Here is a 20,238-nt window from a genome sequence, read left to right as displayed (position 1 = left end):
CGCCGGGACGGCCCGCGCGCTTTGACCTCGTCGTCCGGACCGGGATAAACGGCCCCATGACGGCTCGCGCGTTCATCACCGGGGTGAGCGGCCTCACGCTGTCCGAGGCCGAGCGGAGCTTTCTCCGCGCGGCTCGGCCGTGGGGGTTCATCCTGTTCAAGCGAAATATCGACACGCCGGCGCAAGTCGCTGCGCTGGTCGCGGAATTTCGGTCGGAGGTCGGCGCCGAGGCGGCCGTGCTGGTCGACCAGGAGGGCGGCCGGGTGCAGCGGCTCGGGCCGCCGCACTGGCCGAAATATCCGCCGGCGGCGCGGTTCGGCGCGCTGTACGAGCTCGACCGGCAGGCCGGGCTCGACGCGGCGCGGATCGGCGCCCGGCTGATCGCCGCCGATCTCGAAGCGCTCGGCATCACCGTCGACTGCCTGCCGCTCGCCGACGTGCCGGCGCCCGAGGGCGACCCGGTGATCGGCAACCGGGCCTACGGCGTCACCCCCGACAAGGTGTCCGCGCTGGCGGCGGCTGCCGCAGAAGGGCTCGCCGCCGGCGGCGTGCTGCCGGTGCTCAAGCATTTGCCGGGGCACGGGCGGGCGGCGTGCGACAGCCACCTCGCGCTGCCGGTGGTCGGCTGCGACCGCGACACGCTGGAGGCGACCGATTTCGCCGCTTTTCGCCCGCTCGCCGGCCAGCCGCTCGGCATGACCGCGCACGTGGTGTTCTCGAGCATCGACCCGGATCGGCCGGCGACGCTGTCGCAGGCTATGATTTCCGACGTGATTCGCACGGCGATCGGCTTTTCGGGAGCCCTGATGAGCGACGACCTCTCGATGGGCGCCCTCTCGGGAGACCTCGCCTGGCGCACCCGGGCGGCGCTCGCGGCGGGCTGTGACCTCGCGCTGCACTGCAACGGCCGGCTCGGCGAGATGGAGCAGGTGGCCGCCGAATCGCCCGAGCTTTCGGGGGAGGCGGCGGCGCGCTGCGCGGCGGCGCTCGCGGCGCGCAAGACGCCGGACGGGGCCGACCTCGCTGCATTGCGTGAAGAATTCGCGGCACTGCTGGCGCGTCTGCCTGCCGAGGTGTCGTCGTGAGCGGCGCCGAGGACGACGATCGCGTGCCGGACGGCACCGAGCCCGAGCATTCGGAGCCCGAGCACACCGAACCGGAGCAGGGCGCCGGACCGGACGAGTCCCGCTCGGACGAGTCCAGGCCGGGCGAGCCCGTGCTGTCGGAGAGCGCCACCACCGAGGCGGTGGCCGAGGCGATCGTCGCCGAGACCGGCCAGTATCCGACCGAAGTCGTCGACCGGGCGACCACCGAGCCGGCGCTGATCGTCGACGTCGACGGCTTCGAAGGGCCGCTCGACCTTCTGCTTGCGCTCGCCCGCCAGCAGAAGGTCGACCTGCACCGCATCTCGATCCTGGCGCTCGCCGAGCAGTACCTCTCCTTCATCGAGGAGGCGCGAAAGCTGCGGCTGGAGCTCGCCGCCGACTATCTCGTCATGGCCGCATGGCTCGCCTTCCTGAAGTCGCGGCTGCTGCTGCCGGCGGGTTCCGAGCCAGAAGGCATGAGCGCGAGCGACATGGCCGCCGCCCTGGCGCTGCGCCTGAAGCGGCTCGAGGCGATCCGCGACGTCGCCGCCAAGCTGATGGGGCGGCCGCAGCTCGGCCGCGAGGTCTTTGGACGCGGCGATCCGGAGCCGATCGAGGAGATCAAGCGGCCGGAATGGTCGGCGACGCTCTATGACCTCCTCTCCGCCTATGCCTCGCAGCGCCAGCGCCTTGCCCTCGCCCGAGTCCGGATGAAGAAACGGAACGTCTGGTCGCTCGCCGAGGCGCGCGCGGTGCTGCAGCGGCTGGTCGGCAACGTCGCCGACGACTGGAGCGCGCTCGACGCCTATCTCACGACCTATCTGGTCGAGCCGTCGATGCGGCCGACCGTGCTCGCCTCGAGCCTGGCGGCGCTGCTCGAGCTGGTGCGGGAGGGCATCATGGACGTCCATCAGCCGACCGCATTCGCGCCGATCTATGTGCGCAAGCACGCGCTCGGGCCGGACACCGCGCCGCCCGCGGCGAACGAGACCGTGTGAGGGAGGCCGACATGAGCCGCGAGGGTTGGCGCATCGCCAGGCTGTCCGAAGAGGCGACCATGATCCCCGAGACCGACGAGGGTGACCGGACCGCCCGCGCGCACGACGAGACGCCGGCGCAAAACGACGTGCCCGGCGCCGACGCTCGGGAGGAGGAATCCCAGGGGGAGACGGAACCCGTCGCCGAGGAAGAGGCCGCGGAGGAGGGGGGCGCGGAGCCCGCGGGGGAGTCCGCGGAGCAGCCCGAGGCTCGAGAGCCCGAGGGGGAAGACTCCGAGGCCGAAGAATCCGCAGCCCAGCTCGAAAGGGACGAGTCCGCCGCGGACGAGTCCGTCCCGGACGAGTCCGCCACGGACGAGTCCGCGGAGGATCCGAACGCGCGGCCCGAGGCGCTGCGGCTTCTGGAGGCGCTGCTGTTCGCCGCCACTGAGCCGGTCGAGGAAAAGGTCCTCGGTAAGCGGCTGCCGTCCGGCACCGACGTGCATGCGAGCCTGCGCCGGCTGCAGCTCGAATACGCCCCGCGCGGCATCAATCTGGTGCGGATCGGCACCCGCTGGGCGTTTCGCACGGCCAACGATCTCGCCTGGCTGCTCACCCACCAGGCGACCGAGCCGAAGAAGCTGTCGCGCGCAGCGGTGGAGACCCTGGCGATCATCGCCTATCACCAGCCGGTCACCCGGGCCGAGATCGAGGACGTGCGCGGCGTCGCGGTCGCCAAGGGCACGCTCGACGTGCTGCTCGAGACCGGCTGGATCCGTCCGCGCGGCCGCCGCAAGGCGCCGGGCCGGCCGCTGACCTACGGCACCACCGACCAGTTCCTCTCGCATTTCGGCCTCGAGGCCCTGAACGACCTGCCGGGGCTCGACGAGCTGAAGGGCGCCGGCCTGTTCGACGGCCAGCTTCCTCCCGGTTTTGCCGTGCCGTCGCCGTCCGACGATCCGGCGCTGCATGCCGACGAGGAAGCGATCGACGACACGCCCGATCTCGATCTCGGTCTCGCGCCGCGGCCGGAGGAGCCGCCGGCCGAAAACGAGAACGAAGGCGAGGGCAAAGCCGAAGGCAACGGCGAGGTCGACTGAGGTATCGCGGTGTCCTCGAGGCGCGTCCACGTGATTGCGCGTCGGCGGCGAAAAGCCTGCGGGGGCGCGCGGAATTGGCGCAGCGGGGCGCTTGTCTTTGGTCTGCGCACCCCCTAGTTTCGGGACAAAACCGAAGGCGTGGCCCGGTTGGAGGCCCGTCCGTTGGAGGGTAGTCCGATGGGTTCAATGAGCATCTGGCACTGGATCATCGTCATCGGCGTGGTCTTTCTGCTGTTCGGCCGCGGCAAGATCTCGGACATGATGGGCGACGTCGCCCAGGGCATCAAAGCCTTCAAGAAGGGCATGTCCGACGACGACACCGCCGAGACCAAGGAGCCGGTTCGGCCGGAGCCGGTGAAGTCGATCGACCACCAGGTTCAGACGCCGCAGCCGGTGCAGCCGCGCACCGAGGATCACAAGGTCGGCTGAGCGGTTTCGCCGCGTCGTCGCCCGGCCTCCCGGTCGGCTCTCGATCGATCGTCCCGCCCTGCGATCCCCTACGCGATCTGCTTGAACGGCGACGGGTTCTGCGGCACACCGCTGGCATCGCGCCGGCGGCCGGCCGGCGTCTTCATTCGGGGCGGCGAGCCCGTACGGGCCGTCCGTCGTTCGGAGCGCTGAATGTTCGATATCGGCTGGAGCGAGCTCCTGGTCGTCGGCGTGGTCGCGCTGATCGCGATCGGGCCGAAGGAGCTGCCCGGCGTGCTTCGCATGGTCGGACAGTGGTACGGCAAGCTGCGCCGCATGGGTGCGGAGTTCCAGGGCCAGTTCCAGGAGGCTTTGCGCGAGGCCGAGATGGCCGACCTCAAGAAGCAGGTCGACGAGCTGAGTGACGCCGCCCGCTCGATCGGCCGCTACGATCCGTTGGCCGAGACCAATTCCTCCCGCGCGACACCGGTGAAGGTGACGCCCGAGCTGGTCGCCGGGCCCGGCAGCGAGGCGGCCGCAGCCGCCGCAGCCGCGGCGACGGCCGGTGCCGCCGCCAAGACCGAGGCGCTCACGGCGATCGGCGACGCCGCGAAGGACGAGCCCGAAGGCATCGGCGCCGGCACGCCCGCAGCGACGGGCGCGCCCGAGACGCCGCCGGTTCCGCCGATGACGCCGGCCTCCGGCGAGCCGGCCCCCGTGTCGCCGACCACACCCGCCGACACTGCCGCGTCCGCTGCGCTCCCGCTGGAAACGCCCGCGCTGGAAACGCCCGCAGCGGAGGCGTCCGTCTCGGGAGCCGACGGCGCGGACAAGTCCGCGGCGAAAGAAGAATCCGCGGAGCGGCCGGCATGACCCAAGAGGACATCGAGGCCACCAAGGCGCCGCTGATGGACCATCTGATCGAGCTGCGGGCGCGGCTCATCAAGTCGGTCATCGCTTTCGCGCTGATGTTCGTGCTGTGCTTCGTCTTCGCCAAGCAGATCTACAACGTGCTGGTGTGGCCGTTCGTGTGGGTCGCGGGCGTCGAGCACACCAAGTTCATCTACACCGCGCTGCTGGAGTATTTCGTCACCCAGCTGAAGCTCGCGATGTTCGGGGCGGTCTTCCTCGCCTTTCCGGTGATCGCCTCGCAGATCTACATGTTCGTGGCGCCCGGGCTCTATCGCCACGAGCGCCAGGCCTTCCTGCCGTATCTCGTCGCGACGCCGGTCTTCTTCGTGTTCGGCGCGGCGGTGGTCTATTTCATCGTCATGCCGATGATCGTGCGCTTCTCGCTCGGCATGCAGCAGACCGCGCCGGGCGACGCCGAGATCGCGCTGTTGCCCAAGGTCGGCGAGTATCTGTCGCTGATGATGAGCCTGGTGCTCGCCTTCGGCGTCGCCTTCCAGCTTCCGGTGATCCTGACGCTGCTCGGCCGGATCGGCGTGCTCACCTCCGACACGCTGAAGACCAAGCGGCGCTACTTCATCGTCGGCGCCTTCGTCATCGCCGCGGTGCTGACGCCCCCCGACGTGCTGTCGCAGCTCTCGCTCGCAGTGCCGCTTTTGGTGCTCTACGAGGGCTCGATCTGGGCGGTGCGGCTGGTCGAGAAGCGGGCGGCGGCGCAGGCGGCCGCAACCGGCTCCACCCCCGACGGAGGGTCGGGCTCCTCCTCGACGCCCGCCGAATGAGCCGCGTCCCGACCTCCGGTCTCCATCCCGCGGACGACGGGCGGCGTCGGCCGGTCCGTCGCGCCGCGAGGGTGCTATAAGGGCGTTCCGATTCCGCAAATGCCCGTCCGCCCGCCGTTTCCGAGAGCTTTTTCCCCATGTACGACATCCGTTGGATCCGCGAGAACCGCCAAGCCTTCGACGACGGGCTCGCCCGCCGCGGCATCGAGGTCTTCTCCGACGAGCTGATCGCCCTCGACGAGCGCCGCCGTAGCGCGATCGCCGCGCTCGAGGCGGCGCAGGCGCGCCGCAACGCCGCCTCCAAGGAGATCGGCGAGGCCAAGAAGAGGAAGGACGAGGCGGCCGCCAAGAGCCTGATGGACGAGGTGGCCGGGCTGAAGGCAAAGATCCCGGCGCTGGAGGAGGAGGAGAAGGCCGCCTCCGCCGCGCTGGAGACCGCGCTCGCCCAGGTGCCGAACCTGCCGCTCGACGACGTCCCCGACGGCAAGGACGAGGAGGACAATGTCGAGCACCACCGGTTCGGCGCCAAGCGCGACTACGATTTCACGCCGAAGCAGCATTTCGAGCTCGGCGAGGCGCTCCGCCAGATGGACTTCGAGGCGGCGGCAAAACTCTCCGGCTCGCGCTTCGTGGTGTTGCGCGCAAAGCTCGCGCGGCTCGAGCGGGCGCTCGCCCAGTTCATGCTCGACCTCCACACCACCGAGCACGGCTACACCGAGGTGTCGCCGCCCCTGATGGTGCGCGACGACGCGATGTTCGGCACCGCGCAGCTTCCGAAGTTCAAGGAGGACCAGTTCGCGGTCTATCGCGAGACGACGATCGAGGATCGCGAGAACCGCGCGGTCGAGCGCACGCTGAACGAGCTGGCCGAGCGCGGCATCGCCAAGGAGTGGGTGGGCGAGAAGCTCGACCGGCTGCATGCCACGGCCACCGAGGAGGCGCGCCAGCAGCGCATGTGGCTGATCCCGACCGCCGAGGTGCCGCTGACCAATCTGGTGCGCGAAAAAATCCTCGACGAGGAGGTCTTGCCGCTGCGGCTCACCGCCGGCACCTACTGCTTCCGCGCCGAGGCGGGCGCGGCCGGGCGCGACACCCGCGGCATGATCCGCCAGCACCAGTTCTACAAGGTCGAGCTGGTGTCGGTGACGACGCCGGAGGCGAGCCGCGACGAGCACGAGCGCCTGCTCGCCTGCGCCGAGGAGGTGCTGAAGCGGCTCGGCCTGCACTACCGGGTCGTCACCTTGTGCACCGGCGACATGGGCTTCGCTTCGCAAAAGACCTACGACATCGAGGTGTGGCTGCCGGGGCAGGGGCTGTTTCGCGAGATCTCGTCCTGCTCGGTGTGCGGCGAGTTCCAGGCGCGCCGGATGGGCGCCCGCTACCGCACCAAGGAAGGCCGGGCGATCCGCCCCGTCCATACGCTGAACGGCTCGGGCGTCGCGGTCGGCCGGGCGATGATCGCGGTGATGGAAAACTACCAGCAGGCGGACGGCTCGATCGTCGTCCCCGACGTTCTGCGGCCCTATATGGGCGGGCTGGACGTCATAAAGAGCGAGTAGCGAGTGGGGAGTAGCGAGTAGTGAGTAGCGAGTGGGGAGTAGGGGGTTCGATCGAGAACCATTCGCCATTCGCCATTCGCCACTCGCTGGAAAGAGCGAGTAGCGAGTGGGGAGTAGCGAGTAGGGAAGAGGTCGCGAGGCCGGCACCATTCGCCATTCGCCATTCGCCATTCGCCACTCACCACCACTCGCCAAGAAAAAAGGACCGACGCCACCGTGCGCATTCTCGTCACCAACGACGACGGCATCCATGCCCCGGGGCTCGATGTCTGCGAAACCATCGCCCGCGCGCTGTCCGACGACGTGTGGGTGGTCGCCCCCGAGTTCGACCAGTCCGGCGTGTCGCATTCGCTGTCGCTCAACGATCCCTTGCGGCTGCGCGCGATCGACGAGCGGCGCTTCGCCGTCAAGGGCACGCCGACCGACTGCGTGATCATGGGCGTGCGCCACATCCTGAACGGCAAGGGCGGCGGCCCGGACCTCATACTGTCGGGGGTCAATCGCGGGGCGAACGCGGCCGACGACGTGACCTATTCCGGCACCATCGCCGGCGCCATCGAAGGCACCATTCTCGGCGTTCCGTCGATCGCTCTGTCGCAGGCCTACGGGCCGGAGAGCAAGAAGAAGCCGTTCTGGGACACGGCGGCGAAATTCGCCCCCGACGTGATCCGCAAGGTCTTGGACACCGGCATCCCGCGCGACGTGGTGGTCAACGTCAATTTTCCGGACTGTGCGCCGGACGGCGTGAAGGGGGTCGCGGTCGCAGCCCAGGGCAAGCGGGCGCAGGAGTGGATCCGCATCGATCCGCGCCAGGACGGCCGCGGCAATCCCTATTACTGGATCGCCTTCGGCCGCGGCCTTTACGATGCGCAGCCCTCGCTCGGCACCGACCTCGCGGCGCTCGCCGACCAGCGCATCACCGTCACGCCGCTGCGCCTCGACATGACCGACGAGCCGTTCATGACGAAACTCGCGGCGGTGTTCGGGAGGGGCGAATAGGGAATAGCGAGCGGGGAATAGCGAGTAGGGAGTAGCGAGTAGGGAGTAGCGAGTAGGGAGTAGCGAGTGGGGAGTAGCACCCGCCGTGTCTACAACTACTCGCCACTCGCCATTCGCTACTCGCCATTCGCGCCGATAGCGGATGCCGCATGGGCGCTACCGAATCGAAAACGGCGGGCTTCCACCCGCCGTTTCTTCGACCATTGGCTACTCGCCATTCGCCATTCGCGGGCTCGTCAGGCCGGCGTGCCGGCACCGGCAAAGGCCTGCGAGAGAATCTTGCTCAGATTTTCCTGCTGGAACGGCTTTTGGAGCGTCGGGCGACCGGCGAACTTTTCCGGCAGGCCGCGCTCGCCGTAGCCGGTGGCGAACACGAAGGGCAGGCCGCGTCCCTCGATGATTTCGGCGACCGGGCCGACCGTCTGGCCGTTCAGGTTGACGTCGAGGATGGCGATGTCGAACTCGCCCGTCTCGGCGAGCTTCATGGCGTCGTCGATACGGCCGACCGCGCCCGCGATCGTGTAGCCGAGGTCCCCGAGCATGTCCTCGAGCAGCATCCGGATCATGATCTCGTCCTCGACGACGAGGATGTTTTTCGTTCCGGCCCCGTTTGCGGGCATGTCCATGATACTCCGTCCTGATCTTCGCGCTCCGGGAGCCGGTGCGCCGTGCTCCCGACATCCGGGGGCACGCTGGAGAGGTTTTCGCCGCGAGGCGGGCGATTCGTCCGGATACGCCCGATCCTCGGGCGTCCCGTCCGCATTGTCTTTCGTGCGGTGCGAGGTCGGCTGTCCCGCATCGGTCGGCCGTCCGCCCCGGCTGCCGAGGCGACCTACACCGACCCGCAAGACAATTCCCGCTGACCGACTTGGTTCCTCCCGCGCGGTGAGGAATCATCGGGGCCTGCGAATCCGCTGTTCGAGCGCGGAGGTCGAGTGCTAGAGGCCGATTGGGGCGGATTCTCGATCGCGCCGCACCACGGTTCGCGCCCGGAAACACGAGGTGGAGCCTGCCATGACGACGCTCGCGGATCAACGGATCGGGCGGATGGAGTTCCTGCTCAATCTCCGCCGCCGCGGCATCACCAACGCGGCGGTGCTGCGGGCGATGGACGAGGTGCCGCGCGAGCATTTCGTGCGGGCCGAGGACGTCGACGCCGCCTATTCCGACCAGGCGATGCCGATCCCGTGCGGCCAGACCATCAGCCAGCCCTATGTCGTCGCCTACATGACCGAGCGGCTCGCGGTCGAGCCGACCCATCGGGTGCTCGAGATCGGCACCGGCTCGGGCTATCAGGCGGCGGTGCTGTCGCGGATCGCCCGGGCGGTCACCACCGTCGAGCGCTACCGCACGCTCGCGGACGCGGCAAAAATCCGGTTCGAGACGCTGGGTTACGCCAATATCACGGTGGTGGTCGGCGACGGGCTGGAGGGGGTGCCGGAGAAGGCGCCGTTCGACCGGATTCTCGTCACCGCCGCGACCGAGACGGTGCCGGCGGCGCTCGTCGACCAGCTCGCCCAGGGCGGCGTGATGGTGCTGCCGCTCGGCGCCCCCGACAAGGTGCAGTCGATCGTCCGCCTCACCCGGGCGCCGACCGAGCTGGTTCGCGAGGATTTCATCCCGGTGCGCTTCGTGCCGCTGCTGCCCGGCAGAGCGCAGGAGCTGTGACGGGCGGGCGGGGCGTCGCGGCATACCGGTCGCGGGTTCGGCGTCGCCGGCGAGCCTCCCGGCCTTGCCCTGCGGGCCATACCGCCCATATCAGCCGGGGCGGGTCGGCCGCCGTCTGTTTCGGAACACCCGCCCATGAAGCCGCCCGATCGTCCCCCCGTCATCGCCATCCGTGGTCTCGCGAAAACCTATGCGACCGGGTTTCGGGCGCTGAAGGGCATCGACCTCGACATCCGCTCCGGCGAGATTTTTGCGCTGCTCGGCCCGAACGGCGCCGGCAAGACCACGCTGATCGGCACCGTGTGCGGCCTGGTGCGGCCGAGCGCCGGCACCGTCTCGGTCGACGGCCACGACATCGCCACCGACTACCGCGCCGCCCGCGCGTTGATCGGGCTGGTGCCGCAGGAGCTCACCACCGACGCCTTCGAGACCGTGTGGGCGACCGTCTCGTTCAGCCGCGGCCTGTTCGGCAAGCGCAAGGACCCGGCCCATGTCGAGAAGGTCCTCCGCTCGCTCTCGCTGTGGGACAAGAAGGACAGCAAGATCATGACGCTGTCCGGCGGGATGAAGCGCCGGGTGCTGATCGCGAAAGCGCTCGCCCACGAGCCGCGCATCCTCTTTCTCGACGAGCCGACCGCCGGCGTCGACGTCGCGCTGCGCAAGGACATGTGGGCGGTGGTGCGGCAGCTGCGCGACAGCGGCGTCACCATCATCCTCACCACCCACTATATCGAGGAGGCGGAGGAGATGGCCGACCGCATCGGCATCATCGATCACGGCGAGCTGGTGCTGGTGGAGGACAAGGCGACGCTGATGCGCAAGCTCGGCAAGAAGCAGCTTTTGGTCCGCCTCAACGAGCCGCTCGAAACGGTGCCCGAGGGCTTGTCCGGCTATCGGCTGGCGCTGTCCGACGAGGGCAGGGCGCTCGTCTACACCTACGACACCCGCGAGGAGCGCACCGGCATCACCCGGCTGCTCGGCGATCTGTCGGAGGCCGGCATCCGCTTTCACGACCTCGACACCGTGCAGAGCTCGCTCGAGGACATTTTCGTCGATCTGGTCGGGCAGCGCGCATGATCACCAATTTCCGGGCCGTCCGGGCCATCTACGTGTTCGAGATGGCGCGCGCCGGCCGCACGCTGTTGCAGAGCATCGTCTCGCCGGTGCTCTCGACCTCGCTCTACTTCATCGTGTTCGGCGCGGCGATCGGCCAGCGAATCAACGAGATCGACGGGGTTCCTTACGGCGCCTTCATCGTCCCCGGCCTGATCATGCTGCTGCTGCTGACCCAGAGCGTCGCCAACGCCTCGTTCGGCATCTATTTCCCGCGCTTCACCGGGACGATCTACGAGGTCCTGTCGGCGCCGGTGTCGTATGGCGAGATCGTGCTCGGCTATGTCGGGGCGGCGGCCACCAAGTCGATCGTGCTCGGGCTGATCGTGCTGGCCACCGCCGCGCTGTTCGTGCCGCTGCACATCGCCCATCCGGTGTGGATGCTCACGTTCCTCGTGCTCACCGCCGTCACCTTCAGCCTGCTCGGCTTCATCATCGGCATCTGGGCCGACGGCTTCGAGAAGCTGCAGCTGGTGCCGCTTCTGGTCATCACCCCGCTGACCTTCCTCGGCGGCACCTTCTACTCGATCGGCGTTCTGCCGCCGCCCTGGCAGACGGTCGCGCTGATCAACCCGGTCGTCTACCTGATCTCCGGGTTCCGCTGGAGCTTCTTCGAGACCGCGGACGTGCATGTCGGGGTGAGCCTCGGCATGACCCTCGCGTTCCTCGCCGCCTGCCTCGCGGTGATCGCCTGGATGTTCCGGACTGGTTACCGTCTGAAGACGTGAGGAGTGCCTCCTCAACCGAGGGTGGCGCCGGCGGAAACCCTGTTTTCGTGCCTCGATTCAAGCGCTTACGCCTTGTTTTTGAAGGCTTTCGAGAGGTCCGGCAGGGTCCGGCCGGGGCGTCGTCGTGCTTAAGCGACGGTATACCCCTTAAACCAATCTTTACTCGATCCGTGCTCAAGTCCCTCGCGTGTTCGTCGTCCTTGTAGCGTCCGTCGCGTAGAGTGGATCTGTCGATGCGTACGATCGTCGAGAAGCCGAGTCCGTACTCCGTCACGCGGGTGCTCGTGGTGCTGATGTTCGGCCTCGGGGTCGCCAATTGCAGCGGCGACGTCACGAGGCTCGCCGACAGCCCGCTCCAGAATCCCTACGCCTCGATGCGTGGCCCGGAGACCACCGGCTCGGTGCCGCGTGCGACCCCGGCGCCGGTGTCGCGAGTCGAGCAGCAGCCGCTGCCCACCCCGTCCTACGCGCCGTCCTCCTACAGCCCGCAGCCTGCCTATTCGCCGCCGCCGCAGCCGCAGGCGCAGTACGCACCGCCTCCGGCGCCCACGCGGGCGCCGAGCTACACGCCGGTGTCGAGCCGCGCGGTCGGCGGGCCGTCGACCGCGGCCTACCGGCCGGCCTCGTCGTCGCCGCCGATCCGGATGGCATCGGCCGACTACACCGGCGGGGTGCCGAGCATGCCGCCGCAGCCGGCGGCGGTCGCCACCGCCGCGAAATGGGACTGGGAGGGCGGCACTCCGGTGACCGTCGCGCCGGGCGACACGCTCGACAAGCTCGCGCGCCGCTGGGGCGTGCCGCCGAACGCGATCGCCGAGGCGAACGGCCTGTCGCCCTCGGCGCAGCTGCGCGCCGGCCGCCGGCTGGTGATCCCGCGCTATTCCGGCCGCGCCGCGCCGCAGGCCGCCTCGCCGACGACCGTCGCCGCCCCGCCGCCCGCACCCGCGCCGGCTCCGACCGCGCGGAGCGCCGCCGGCAGCCACGTCGTGGCGCCCGGCGAGACGCTGATCGGCATCGCGCGGCGCTACAAGGTGCCGCTGCGCGACCTCGCCAGGGCCAACAATCTCGCGCCCCACACCATGGTGAAGATGGGCGACACGCTGGTGATCCCGGGCCGCGGCGGCGGCCGCCAGGCGATGGTGCGACCGCCCGAGCCGGCACCCGCCGCTGCGCCGGCTCCGGTCGCCGCCCCGACGCCCACGCCGGCACCGGCTCCTGCGCCCGTTCGTCAGGCCGAGGCGCGCCCCGCGCCGGCCCCGGCCGCTCCGCCGCCGGCTTCCGCCGCGCGGCCCGAGCCGCAGCGCAACACCCAGGTCGCCTCGCTCGAGCCGGCCGCCACCGCCCGGAAGATCACGCCGGTGGAGGAGGCGGTCGAGGAGGATCGGGCCGAGCGCAACGGCGCGCTCGCCTTCCGCTGGCCGGTGCGCGGGCGGGTGATCACCCGGTTCGGCCGCAACAACGGGCAGCAGAACGACGGCATCAATCTCGCGGTCCCGGAAGGAACCGCGGTGCGGGCCGCCGAGGACGGCGTCGTCGCCTATGCCGGCAGCGAGCTGAAGGGCTACGGCAATCTCGTACTGATCCGGCACGCCGACGGCTTCGTCACGGCGTACGCCAACAACAGCGAGCTGATGGTCAAGCGCAACGACAAGGTCCGCCGCGGGCAGGTGATCGCGAAATCCGGCCAGACCGGCAACGTGACCTCGCCGCAGCTCCATTTCGAAATCCGCAAGGGCGCCGCGCCGATCGACCCGATGCAGCATCTGCCGGGCGCGTGACGGGCACGCGTGGGCACGCGTGCCCTTCGCGTGAAACGCGGATCGACCCGGCCGCCCGAGCGGCCGGCCGGTGTCGAAAACGATAGCCGAAAAGCTCGCGACCCGACGGCGACGGAGTTTCGCCTCGTCCGGAGGAGCACGCCGCGGGAGCGCGTCTCGAAGGACGAGGGCACGGACGAGCGCGAGCGTCGGGCCTCGTGGCTCGAGACGCCGGCTTCGGCGGCCCTCCGGACGAGGTCGATCGGACGAGGTCGATCGGACGAGGTCGAGCTCGGTCGTCCTCGGTATCAGCCTGCAGTCTCGGGCTTGCTCTCGTCGAGCATCACGCCCATCCGGCCGGCGAGATCCTGGATGAACTGCCAGGCGACGCGGCCGGAGCGCGAGCCGCGAGTGGTCGCCCATTCCAGCGCCTCGCGGCGCAGCACGTCGGCCGCGACCGGGATCCCGTGGTGATCCACGTAGCCCTGCACCATCGACAGATACTCGTCCTGGCTGCAGCGGTGGAAGCCGAGCCACAGGCCGAAGCGGTCGGACAGCGACACCTTCTCCTCGATCGCCTCGCCGGGATTGATCGCGGTCGAGCGCTCGTTCTCCATCATGTCGCGCGGCAGCAGGTGCCGGCGGTTGGAGGTGGCGTAGAGAATCACGTTCTCGGGCCGGCCCTCGATGCCGCCCTCCAGCACCGCCTTGAGCGACTTGTAGGAGGTGTCGGCGGCGTCGAACGACAGGTCGTCGCAGAACACCACGAACCGGCACGAGGTGCCGCGCAGAAGCCCCATCAGCTCGGGCAGGCTCTCGATGTCCTCGCGATGGATCTCGATCAGCTTGAGCGTGCCGGCCTTGTCGCCGAGGCGGGCATTGACGCCGGCATGCACCGCCTTGACGAGCGACGACTTGCCCATGCCGCGCGCGCCCCACAGGAGCGCGTTGTTGGCCGGCAGGCCGCGGGCGAACCGCTCGGTGTTGGCGAGCAGCAGGTCGCGCACGGCGTCGATGCCGCAAAGGAGCGACATGTCGACGCGATTGACCTTCGGCACCGGCGCCAGCCGATGCCCCTCGGGATGCCAGATGAAGGCGTCGGCGAGGGAGAAGTCGGGGGCGGCGGGCGCGGGCGGGGCGATCCGCTCGAGGGCGGCGGCGATGCGCTCGAGCACGTCGGGGGCGGGGAGTGAGGTGTTTGATTGCTGATGCATGGGTCCGTTTCCGGAGGTTCCCATAGCGAGGCGGACGGCGGCCCGCAAGGCGTCCGGCCGCAGGGCGACCGTCCGGCCGGCGCATCGCAGGCGGCGACGTCCACACGGCGGGCGGCGTTGCAATCGGCCCGACGGCCGTTATAGTCCCGGCGGTTTTTCCGGCGGGGGCTTTCCGAACGCCCCCGGGCCGCGCCGTGGCGGCCGGACCTTCCGATGGAGATTCGACCCATGATCGTCACGCCTGCGTACGCCCAGGCCGCGGGAGCGGCGGGCAGCGCCGACATGCTGATGTCCCTGCTGCCGTTCGTCCTCATTTTCGTCATCATGTACTTCCTGATCCTGCGGCCGCAGCAGCGGCGCCAGAAGCAGCACCAGGAGATGATCAAGAACATTCGCCGCGGCGACAGCGTCGTCACCAATGGCGGCCTGGTCGCCAAGGTGACCAAGGTGATCGACGACAACGAGATCGAGATCGAGCTCGGCGACGGCATGAAGGCGCGCCAGCTTCGCGGCATGGTGGCCGAGGTGCGGTCGCGCGGCGAGCCGGTGAAGGACAAGGACGACTCCGCCAAATAGGGCCGAGGCGCGGAACGAAACGACAGGGGCGGCGCGGGCCGCAACGGCGGCGCGACGATCGGAGCGACGAACTAGATGCTTTACTTCTCGCGGTGGAAGGCGGCGAGCATCGTCCTGCTGACGGTGTTCATCTGCCTATGCGCGGTGCCGAACTTCTTCCCCGAGTCGGTGTTCCAAAAGCTGCCGGCCTGGGCCCAGCGCCACGTGGTGCTGGGTCTCGACCTTCAGGGCGGCTCGCACATCCTGCTCGAGGTCGATTCGGGCGCGGTGCGCCGCGAGAAGGTCGACAATCTCCGTGACGACGTCCGCCGGGTGCTGCGCGACGCCCGCATCGGCTACACCGGCCTGTCGGCCCGCGGCGACACCGTCGAAGTGCGCATCCGCGAGGGCAGCGACCCGCAGGAGGCGCTGACCAAGCTCCGCACGCTGTCGCAGCCGCTCGGCGGCATTTTGGGCAGCTCCGGCAACCGCTCGGTCGACGTCTCGAACGCCGGCGACGGCCTGATCCGCCTCACCGTCACCGAGGCGGCGATGGCCGAGCGCATCCGCCAGTCGGTCGATCAGTCGATCCAGATCATCGAGCGCCGCGTCAACGAGCTCGGCACCGTCGAGCCGTCGATCCAGCGCCAGGGCGCCGACCGCATCCTGGTGCAGGTGCCCGGCCTGCAGGACCCGAGCCGCCTGAAGGCGTTGCTCGGCAAGACCGCCAAGCTCTCCTTCCGGCTGGTCGACATGACCACCAACGCCCAGGAGGCGGCGCAGACCGGCCTGGTGCCGCCCGACTCCGAGCTTCTGTTCGAGACCGAGCGCGGTCAGCGCGTGCCGATGGTGGTCGAGAAGCGGGCGATGGTGTCCGGCGAGGACCTCGTCGACGCCCAGCCGGGCTTCGACCAGCGCACCGGCGAGCCGATCGTCTCGTTCCGCTTCAACACCTCCGGCGCGCGGAAATTCGCCAACACCACCCAGGAGAACGTCGGCCGGCCGTTCGCCATCGTGCTCGACAACGAGGTGATCTCGGCCCCCGTGATCCGCGAGCCGATCCTCGGCGGATCGGGGCAGATCTCCGGCAGCTTCACCGTCGAATCGGCGAACGACCTCGCGATCCTGTTGCGCGCGGGCGCCTTGCCGGCACCGCTCACGATCGTCGAGGAGCGCACCGTCGGCGCCGGCCTCGGCCAGGACTCGATCGAGAAGGGCAAGATCGCCGCCTATGTCGGCTCCGGCCTGGTGATCGCCTACATCCTCGTGACCTACGGGCTGATGGGCGTGTTCGCCAACGTGGCGGTGGCGATCAACGTGTTCATGATCTTCGGCGTGCTGTCGCTCCTCAACGCGACGCTGACGCTGCCCGGCATCGCCGGCATCGTCCTCACCGTCGGCATGGCGGTCGACGCCAACGTGCTGATCTACGAGCGCATCCGCGAGGAGGCGCATGCCGGGCGATCGGCCATCAACGCGATCGACGCCGGCTTCAAGCACGCGCTCGCCACCATTCTCGACGCCAACATCACCACCCTGATCGCGGCCGCGGTGCTGTTCTTCCTCGGCTCCGGCCCGGTGCGCGGCTTCGCCCTCACGCTGATGATCGGCCTGTTCACCACCGTGTTCACGGCCTTCACCCTGTCGCGCCTGATCGTCGCCATGTGGGTGCGCGCGACCCGGCCCGCCGCCGTGCCGATCTGATCCTCGGAGCTCGCCCGTGAAGCTGCTGCGCCTCGTTCCCGACAACACCAACCTGCCGTTCATGAAATGGCGGCGGGTGACGTTCCCGCTGTCGGCTGCCTTGTCGCTCCTCGCCGTGGTGCTGTTCTTCACCGTGGGGCTGAATTTCGGCATCGACTTCCGCGGCGGCACCCTGATGGAGGTGCAGTCGAAGAGCGGCCCGGCCGATCTCGCGACGCTGCGCTCGACCCTGACGGCGCTCGATCTCGGCGAGGTGCAACTGCAGCGCTTCGGCGCCGACAACGACGTGCTGATCCGACTCGCCCAGCAGCCGGGCGGCGATGCCGCCCAGCAGGCCGCCGTCGCCAAGGTGAAGGGCACGCTCGGCGACGCCTACGACTACCGCCGCGTCGAGGTGGTGGGGCCGCGCGTCTCCGGGGAGCTGGTGCAGAGCGGCATCCTCGGCATGCTGGTGGCGATCATCGGCATCCTGATCTATCTGTGGTTCCGCTTCGAGTGGGAGTTCGCGGTCGGCGCGACCATCGCGACGCTGCACGACGTGGTGCTGACGATCGGCTTCTTCAGCCTGCTGCAGCTCGACTTCGACCTCTCCTCGGTGGCCGCCGTCCTGACCATCATGGGCTATTCGGTCAACGACACGGTGGTGATCTACGACCGTATTCGCGAGATGCTGCGCCGCTACAAGCGCATCCCGATCGAGGAGCTGCTCGATCTCGCGATGAACACCACGCTGGCCCGCACGGTGATCACCTCGACGACGGTCATCCTGTCGCTGCTCGGCCTGTTCTTCTTCGGTCCGGAGGCGATCCAGAGCTTCGTCCAGGCGATGCTGTTCGGCGCCGTGGTCGGCATCTACTCGTCGGCCTTCATCGCCGCGCCGCTGCTGATCTATTTCGGCCTGCGCACCCAGCGCGGCACCGACGCCGCCGAGGACGCCGCGACCGGCAACAAGAAGGCCGCCAAGGCGGCCGCGGGCGGCGCCGCCAAGCCGGGAACGACGCCGGCCGGCGCCTGACCCGCACCGGTTCGGGACACTGCCGATGGCGCTCGACCGCTCGAGCCCGCATCTGCCCCGGCCGGCGCTGATCGACGCCTATGGCGACGGCGGCTTCCGGCTCGGCGACCTGTCGCACCGCGGCTCGATCGCCTGCCTGCCGGACGGTGTGTGGGCGGTGCCCGCGGCCACGCCCGACGGGATCGGCGAGGAGGTGGTCGCGCTGGTGCTCGGCAGCGACCCGCCGGTCGAGATCCTTCTGATCGGCACCGGCCTCACGCCCTGGACCGTCCCCGAGGCGCTGCGCACACGCCTGCGGGAAAACGGCATCGTCGTCGAGGCGATGACCACCGGGGCGGCGGTGCGCACCTGGAACATGCTTCTGGCCGAGCGCCGCCGGGTCGGCGCCGTCCTGATCGCCGTTCCCTGAAGCAGACCTCGGCTCGGTCACTCCACGACGCGGCGATAGAGGTGCCAGGTGGCGTGCGCGAGCACCGGCAGCACCACCGCGAGCCCGACGAAGAACGGCAGCGAGCCGAGCGCGAGCGAGCCGGCGACGATCAGACCCCACACCGCGAACGGCCCCGGATTGGCGGCGACCGCCCGCACCGACGTCTGCACCGCGGTGACCGCGCCGACCTCGCGGTCGAGCAGCATCGGGAACGACACCACGCTGATCGTCAGCACCAGAAGGGCGAACAGGAAGCCGACGCCGTTGCCGATCAGGATCAGCCGGCGGCCGTGCGGCGTCCCGAACACGTCGGCGACGAAGGCGGACACCGAGGCCGGCGAGCCGTAGCCGAACAGCGAGACGTAGATCGCGTGGGCGATCGCGATCCACACGACGAAGACCGCCATGAGCACCGCGCCGAGCGCGACGATGGCGTCGATCGAGGGGGCGTTCAGCACCCGGAAGGCGTCGGTCCAGGCGGTCGACTGGCCGTGCTCGCGGCGGCGGCTGAGCTCGTAGAGGCCGAGCGCCACCACCGGGCCGAGCAGGGCGAACCCGGCCGCCAGCGGAAACAGGAGCGGCATCAGCTCGTAGCCGAAGCTCGCTCGGGCGAGCAGCAGCCCGACCACCGGATAGAGCAGAGCGAGAAAGATCACGTGGGTCGGCATGGCGCGAAAATCGTCGACCCCACGGGCGAGCGCGTCGCGCAGGTCGGACAGGTTTATCGTGCGGATCGCCGGGCGGACCGGCTCGTCGGTGGCTCCGGCAAAGACGTGCGGCGTTGCCATGAATACTCCCCGCGGGTCGGTGGTGGGTTTCGGCCGGCACCGGGGCGCCGGGGTGCGACCATCGGCAACCGGGACAATGCATGGGCCGCGCGACCGGGACGAGCGGCCGGGAGTCACGATCGTGCGAGAGGTTTTTCGACACCGTCGAGCGAAGCGATGAATGGAAGGCGCGAACGAAGGTTCGGCCTCCGGACGTCCCTGCATCGCGGTCGACGATCGCGCCGGCAAAAAAGAGAGCGCGCGAAAAACTCGCGCGCTCTCCGCATTTGGTCGTGGATGAACGTTCAGGCCGTGCGGGGCCGCACCGGCTTGCGATCGTCGGTCAACCAGGACTTGAACGAATCCCAATACGGCGATGCTTCGGCTTCGGATTTCTTCGCTGCCGGCCGGCCTCCACCGGATGTCTTCGCCGCTGGCCGGCCTTCACCGGCCATGCCGAACAGGCCGGCGAGCCCCGACCACATCTCGCGGAAGATCGCGGTCACCATGCCGCCGCCCGAGGCGCTCGCCGTCGGCGCCGTGGTCCCGCGCCGGGTGGCGAGCCGCTCCAGCTCGACGATGCGGTCCTCGAGCTTCATCGTCGCGCGGGCGAGCCGGCCGACCTCGTCGGTGCGGGTCCGCAGCGGCGCGGCGATTTTGATGCCGGTGTCGCCGGCGGCGAGCTTGTCGACCTGGGTCGCCAGCCGGCCGAGCGGCTCGGCGAAATTGCGCGCCATCTGCATGCCGACGAAGCCGACCACCAGGAGCACCAGCGCGCTCGCGACCATCAGCGTCTTGCGCATCTCGGCGATCGCGGTGGCGTCGGTCGCGGGCTCGACCGGAACGGCCGCCCGCTGCACCGAGCCCTGCGGCACCAGCGAGGCGGGGATCACCGCCGGCCCGGCGCCTTTCTGCATCACCACCATGCCGACCACCCGTCCGTCGGCGCCGATCACCGGGCTGACGGTGGCGCCGCCCTGGTCGACCAGCCGGTCGAGCGAGGCGAGGCCGCTCGGCAGCCGCGCCTGGGTCAGGTCGGTCTCCACCCGCTGCAGCATCATGTCGCCGATCGCGCCGACCGCGACCGCCACGAACACCGCGACGCCGAGCACCAGCATCGCGAGTCTCTGACCGAGACTTTGATTTCCGAACAGAGGCATCGTCGTTCTCCCACGATGAAAGGGACGCTCCCACGCTGACAGGGGACGCTGCCGCCGACGGGCGGCGACGGAACGAAAACCGAAAACACGCGCGACGATATCACGCTGCGCGCGGGCCGGAATTCACGGGATCGTAAAAGCGGTGAATCCGCAGCCTCGTCCCTCGCGTGTCGGTACGCCGTGGTGGCGGCGGCATGGCGCGCGCGGCGGCCGGCGGTATGCCGACGCGGGCGAGGGCGCCCCGAACGTCGAAGAGAGCAGACGAAAAAAGACGGAGCACTGGCGGTGCCCCGTCTTTTCGTCTTGTC

General features: G+C 69.6%; 20 protein-coding genes. 16 read left to right on the top strand and 4 right to left on the bottom strand.

The annotated features are described in order from the left end of the window. Positions 1–56 precede the first annotated feature (56 nt). The 8 genes from nagZ to surE all read left to right on the top strand — a co-directional run bounded on the left by nagZ (position 57) and on the right by surE (position 7,819). Entirely contained in the window at positions 57–1,085 is a 1,029-nt protein-coding gene (gene nagZ / locus A33M_RS07400) for a beta-N-acetylhexosaminidase (protein ID WP_008385307.1), read from the top strand. After that, on the top strand, positions 1,082–2,083 hold the full coding sequence (locus A33M_RS07395; protein WP_008385305.1) for a segregation and condensation protein A: 1,002 nt from the start codon (positions 1,082–1,084) through the stop codon (positions 2,081–2,083). The genes nagZ and A33M_RS07395 overlap by 4 nt, the downstream gene beginning before the upstream one ends. An 11-nt stretch (positions 2,084–2,094) precedes the next feature. Next, the gene (gene scpB, locus A33M_RS07390) at positions 2,095–3,162 is read left to right on the top strand and encodes an SMC-Scp complex subunit ScpB (RefSeq protein ID WP_237718311.1); all 1,068 of its coding nucleotides are present in this window, start codon (positions 2,095–2,097) and stop codon (positions 3,160–3,162) included. 177 nt (positions 3,163–3,339) lie between these two features. Then, positions 3,340–3,591 carry a twin-arginine translocase TatA/TatE family subunit gene (locus A33M_RS07385; RefSeq protein ID WP_040619644.1) on the top strand — a complete coding sequence of 84 codons (252 nt, stop codon included), beginning with the start codon at positions 3,340–3,342 and terminating at the stop codon, positions 3,589–3,591. A gap of 192 nt (positions 3,592–3,783) precedes the next feature. Then, on the top strand, positions 3,784–4,443 hold the full coding sequence (gene tatB / locus A33M_RS24570; protein WP_008385300.1) for a Sec-independent protein translocase protein TatB: 660 nt from the start codon (positions 3,784–3,786) through the stop codon (positions 4,441–4,443). Continuing rightward, complete coding sequence (gene tatC / locus A33M_RS07375; protein ID WP_008385298.1) at positions 4,440–5,261, top strand: twin-arginine translocase subunit TatC; 822 nt, start codon at positions 4,440–4,442, stop codon at positions 5,259–5,261. The genes tatB and tatC overlap by 4 nt, the downstream gene beginning before the upstream one ends. A 137-nt stretch (positions 5,262–5,398) precedes the next feature. Beyond that, positions 5,399–6,820: a serine--tRNA ligase gene (gene serS / locus A33M_RS07370; RefSeq protein ID WP_008385296.1), complete on the top strand. Its 1,422-nt coding sequence runs from the start codon at positions 5,399–5,401 to the stop codon at positions 6,818–6,820. A gap of 216 nt (positions 6,821–7,036) precedes the next feature. Beyond that, positions 7,037–7,819, top strand: a complete 783-nt coding sequence (gene surE / locus A33M_RS07365) for a 5'/3'-nucleotidase SurE (RefSeq protein ID WP_008385294.1) — start codon at positions 7,037–7,039, stop codon at positions 7,817–7,819. A gap of 236 nt (positions 7,820–8,055) precedes the next feature. Here the strand turns inward: surE and A33M_RS07360 are convergent, their stop codons facing one another. Continuing rightward, positions 8,056–8,445, bottom strand: a complete 390-nt coding sequence (locus A33M_RS07360) for a response regulator (protein WP_202801814.1) — start codon at positions 8,443–8,445, stop codon at positions 8,056–8,058. Positions 8,446–8,833: 388 nt separating this feature from the next. Here A33M_RS07360 and A33M_RS07355 point away from each other — a divergent pair, with 388 nt between their 5' ends. The 4 genes from A33M_RS07355 to A33M_RS07340 all read left to right on the top strand — a co-directional run bounded on the left by A33M_RS07355 (position 8,834) and on the right by A33M_RS07340 (position 13,106). Then, positions 8,834–9,487, top strand: coding sequence for a protein-L-isoaspartate(D-aspartate) O-methyltransferase (locus A33M_RS07355; protein ID WP_008385290.1), 654 nt, complete (start codon positions 8,834–8,836; stop codon positions 9,485–9,487). Positions 9,488–9,622: 135 nt separating this feature from the next. Further along, positions 9,623–10,564 carry an ABC transporter ATP-binding protein gene (locus A33M_RS07350; RefSeq protein ID WP_008385288.1) on the top strand — a complete coding sequence of 314 codons (942 nt, stop codon included), beginning with the start codon at positions 9,623–9,625 and terminating at the stop codon, positions 10,562–10,564. Then, positions 10,561–11,328: an ABC transporter permease gene (locus A33M_RS07345; protein ID WP_008385287.1), complete on the top strand. Its 768-nt coding sequence runs from the start codon at positions 10,561–10,563 to the stop codon at positions 11,326–11,328. Before A33M_RS07350 ends, A33M_RS07345 begins: the two co-directional genes overlap by 4 nt. Positions 11,329–11,561: 233 nt before the next feature. After that, positions 11,562–13,106, top strand: a complete 1,545-nt coding sequence (locus A33M_RS07340) for a peptidoglycan DD-metalloendopeptidase family protein (RefSeq protein ID WP_008385284.1) — start codon at positions 11,562–11,564, stop codon at positions 13,104–13,106. Positions 13,107–13,393: 287 nt separating this feature from the next. Here the strand turns inward: A33M_RS07340 and A33M_RS07335 are convergent, their stop codons facing one another. Continuing rightward, positions 13,394–14,299, bottom strand: coding sequence for an ATP-binding protein (locus tag A33M_RS07335; protein ID WP_008385282.1), 906 nt, complete (start codon positions 14,297–14,299; stop codon positions 13,394–13,396). 228 nt (positions 14,300–14,527) lie between these two features. Between A33M_RS07335 and yajC the strand changes: the two genes are divergently transcribed. From yajC to A33M_RS07315, 4 genes are all read left to right on the top strand, one after another. Then, the gene (yajC, locus tag A33M_RS07330) at positions 14,528–14,875 is read left to right on the top strand and encodes a preprotein translocase subunit YajC (protein WP_008385281.1); all 348 of its coding nucleotides are present in this window, start codon (positions 14,528–14,530) and stop codon (positions 14,873–14,875) included. Positions 14,876–14,950: 75 nt separating this feature from the next. Further along, entirely contained in the window at positions 14,951–16,558 is a 1,608-nt protein-coding gene (gene secD / locus A33M_RS07325; RefSeq protein ID WP_008385279.1) for a protein translocase subunit SecD, read from the top strand. Positions 16,559–16,574: 16 nt separating this feature from the next. Next, positions 16,575–17,573, top strand: coding sequence for a protein translocase subunit SecF (gene secF, locus A33M_RS07320; protein ID WP_008385277.1), 999 nt, complete (start codon positions 16,575–16,577; stop codon positions 17,571–17,573). Between the two features lie 25 nt (positions 17,574–17,598). Next, positions 17,599–17,982, top strand: a complete 384-nt coding sequence (locus tag A33M_RS07315) for an Mth938-like domain-containing protein (RefSeq protein ID WP_008385275.1) — start codon at positions 17,599–17,601, stop codon at positions 17,980–17,982. A 17-nt stretch (positions 17,983–17,999) separates the two neighbouring features. On the opposite strand, the gene A33M_RS07310 is transcribed toward A33M_RS07315, so the two are convergent. Next, entirely contained in the window at positions 18,000–18,791 is a 792-nt protein-coding gene (locus A33M_RS07310) for a DUF2189 domain-containing protein (RefSeq protein ID WP_008385273.1), read from the bottom strand. Between the two features lie 284 nt (positions 18,792–19,075). Then, positions 19,076–19,930 carry a HAMP domain-containing protein gene (locus A33M_RS07305; RefSeq protein WP_083850353.1) on the bottom strand — a complete coding sequence of 285 codons (855 nt, stop codon included), beginning with the start codon at positions 19,928–19,930 and terminating at the stop codon, positions 19,076–19,078. Positions 19,931–20,238 lie beyond the last annotated feature (308 nt).

The sequence above is a fragment of the Rhodovulum sp. PH10 genome (assembly GCF_000293785.1).
In the GTDB taxonomy this organism is placed as follows: Bacteria; Pseudomonadota; Alphaproteobacteria; order Rhizobiales; family Xanthobacteraceae; genus Rhodoplanes.
This window is presented reverse-complemented; position numbering and strand designations above follow the sequence as displayed.

Excerpts from the sequence above, each read along its gene's own strand:
- serS (WP_008385296.1), top strand. The coding sequence starts at position 5,399 with ATGTACGACATCCGTTGGATCCGCGAGAACCGCCAAGCCTTCGACGAC.
- A33M_RS07315 (WP_008385275.1), top strand. The coding sequence starts at position 17,599 with ATGGCGCTCGACCGCTCGAGCCCGCATCTGCCCCGGCCGGCGCTGATC.
- scpB (WP_237718311.1), top strand. The coding sequence starts at position 2,095 with ATGAGCCGCGAGGGTTGGCGCATCGCCAGGCTGTCCGAAGAGGCGACC.
- A33M_RS07305 (WP_083850353.1), bottom strand. The coding sequence starts at position 19,930 with ATGCCTCTGTTCGGAAATCAAAGTCTCGGTCAGAGACTCGCGATGCTG.
- tatC (WP_008385298.1), top strand. The coding sequence starts at position 4,440 with ATGACCCAAGAGGACATCGAGGCCACCAAGGCGCCGCTGATGGACCAT.
- secD (WP_008385279.1), top strand. The coding sequence starts at position 14,951 with ATGCTTTACTTCTCGCGGTGGAAGGCGGCGAGCATCGTCCTGCTGACG.
- yajC (WP_008385281.1), top strand. The coding sequence starts at position 14,528 with ATGATCGTCACGCCTGCGTACGCCCAGGCCGCGGGAGCGGCGGGCAGC.
- A33M_RS07360 (WP_202801814.1), bottom strand. The coding sequence starts at position 8,445 with ATGGACATGCCCGCAAACGGGGCCGGAACGAAAAACATCCTCGTCGTC.
- A33M_RS07350 (WP_008385288.1), top strand. The coding sequence starts at position 9,623 with ATGAAGCCGCCCGATCGTCCCCCCGTCATCGCCATCCGTGGTCTCGCG.
- tatB (WP_008385300.1), top strand. The coding sequence starts at position 3,784 with ATGTTCGATATCGGCTGGAGCGAGCTCCTGGTCGTCGGCGTGGTCGCG.
- A33M_RS07335 (WP_008385282.1), bottom strand. The coding sequence starts at position 14,299 with ATGCATCAGCAATCAAACACCTCACTCCCCGCCCCCGACGTGCTCGAG.
- A33M_RS07355 (WP_008385290.1), top strand. The coding sequence starts at position 8,834 with ATGACGACGCTCGCGGATCAACGGATCGGGCGGATGGAGTTCCTGCTC.
- A33M_RS07310 (WP_008385273.1), bottom strand. The coding sequence starts at position 18,791 with ATGGCAACGCCGCACGTCTTTGCCGGAGCCACCGACGAGCCGGTCCGC.
- nagZ (WP_008385307.1), top strand. The coding sequence starts at position 57 with ATGACGGCTCGCGCGTTCATCACCGGGGTGAGCGGCCTCACGCTGTCC.
- A33M_RS07385 (WP_040619644.1), top strand. The coding sequence starts at position 3,340 with ATGGGTTCAATGAGCATCTGGCACTGGATCATCGTCATCGGCGTGGTC.
- A33M_RS07340 (WP_008385284.1), top strand. The coding sequence starts at position 11,562 with ATGCGTACGATCGTCGAGAAGCCGAGTCCGTACTCCGTCACGCGGGTG.
- A33M_RS07345 (WP_008385287.1), top strand. The coding sequence starts at position 10,561 with ATGATCACCAATTTCCGGGCCGTCCGGGCCATCTACGTGTTCGAGATG.